The 1,615-nt window shown below is 64.4% G+C and carries 2 protein-coding genes; one reads left to right on the top strand and one right to left on the bottom strand.

The annotated features are described in order from the left end of the window. Positions 1-82 precede the first annotated feature (82 nt). Positions 83-667: a CC0125/CC1285 family lipoprotein gene (locus BGN95_RS10840; RefSeq protein ID WP_502688280.1), complete on the top strand. Its 585-nt coding sequence runs from the start codon at positions 83-85 to the stop codon at positions 665-667. Between the two features lie 132 nt (positions 668-799). Here BGN95_RS10840 and BGN95_RS10835 read toward each other — a convergent pair. Next, a partial coding sequence (locus BGN95_RS10835; protein WP_286772606.1) for an SEC-C metal-binding domain-containing protein occupies positions 800-1,615 on the bottom strand: 816 nt, incomplete at its 5' end.

Raw genomic sequence — 1,615 nt, 5'->3', positions numbered from 1 at the left:
AAACTGCCGCGTTCATCGCACGTTTCGTCGGCATGGCTTATGGTCGCGGTAACCGTCGGCAAGGCGGACACGGAGAAAGACAATGATGAGAAACCTCAAACGTCGCGGTTTGCTGTTCACGGCGATCGCGTCGGGCGCGCTGCTGGTCAGCGGGTGTGCGACCGAGACGACCTATCGTCCCGCCACCGGCAAGGGCTTCTACCGCACCGGCTACAGCGAACGGCAGGTCGAGGCCAACCGCTGGCTGGTGACCTTCGCCGGCAATACCGTAACCGATCGCGACACCGTCGAACGCTATCTGCTGTTCCGTGCGGCGCAGCTCACGTTGCAGAACGGCTATGATTATTTCGTGATGGTCGATCGTTCGACCGACCGCCAGGCGCAGACCTATTCGACCCCCGGGCCGGGTTGGGGCGGCGGCTGGGGCGGTGGCTGGGGGCCGTCGTGGCGCTATTACGGGCGCGGGTTCGGCTGGCGCGCCTGGGATCCGTGGTGGGGCGATCCCTTCTGGGGCAACAATATCGATGTGCGCACGGTCGATCGCTACGAAGCGTCGGCGGAAATCGTGATGCGCAAGGGGACCCCCGCGAAGGACGAAGTCCGCGCCTTCAACGCACGCGACGTTTCCGACCGGATCGGGCCGACGGTGGTGATGCCCAAGTCCTGAGCGACGATATCGCGGTAAACGAAAAGCGGCCGGATCATCGCGATCCGGCCGCTTTTTTGCGCCGATGTGCTCCCGCGAAGGCGGGCGCCCGGTCTGGGTCCCCGCCTTCGCGGGGACACTAGAAACGGCCTCTCACACCGATCCGTGGCAATGCTTGTACTTGCGCCCCGAGCCGCACGGGCACGGCGCGTTGCGGCTGACGACGCCCTTCCAGCTTTCCGGATCCTCGCCGATTTCGGCGGCGGTCGGCTGGACGATCTGGAGCGGCGGCAGCTGGCTCGTCACCAGCCCCAGGGTTCCCGCGTCGATATCCGCCGAATTGTCCTCGCCCGAGAACGGATCGAAGTGCGTGGTGATGAAATCGGGCAGCTCGGGCATTTCGGGCAGCGGCTGCATGCGGAATTGCGCATGGGCGATCGTCCGCGTCACATCTTCGCGAATATTGTCGAGCATCCGCTGGAACAACGCGAACGCCTCCTGCTTATATTCGTTGATCGGCGTCTTCTGCGCATAAGCGCGCAGGTGGACCACCTGGCGCAGCGCGTCGAGCGTCGCGAGATGCTCCTTCCAGTGATGATCGAGGCTCTGCAGCAGGATCGACTTTTCCACCTGCGTCCAGGTTTCGGGCTCGAGATCGGCGGCCTTGGCGGCGACCATCGCATCGGCCTCGGCCAGGATCCGTTCGGTCACCAGCTCGGGGTCGATCGATTCCTCGGTCAGCCAGTCGTCGATCGGCGGTTCGAGGTTGAGCAGCTCGGCAACCCGCGCCTTCATCCCCTCGATATCCCATTGCTCGGGATAGGAATGCGGCGGGCACGCCTCACCGACCACCGCATTGACCGTCTCCGCGCGCATGTCGGTCACCACGTCGCCGACCGTTTCGGCGTCCATGATGTCGCTGCGCTGCTCGTAGATCACCTTGCGCTGGTCGTTCATCACGTCGTCATA

This window comes from Sphingomonas sp. 66-10 (assembly GCF_001897045.1).
In the GTDB taxonomy this organism is placed as follows: Bacteria; Pseudomonadota; Alphaproteobacteria; order Sphingomonadales; family Sphingomonadaceae; genus Sphingomonas; species Sphingomonas lycopersici.
Note: the sequence above shows the minus strand (reverse complement) of the source record. Positions and strands in the feature narration are given on the sequence as shown.

Excerpts from the sequence above, each read along its gene's own strand:
- BGN95_RS10840 (WP_502688280.1), top strand. The coding sequence starts at position 83 with ATGATGAGAAACCTCAAACGTCGCGGTTTGCTGTTCACGGCGATCGCG.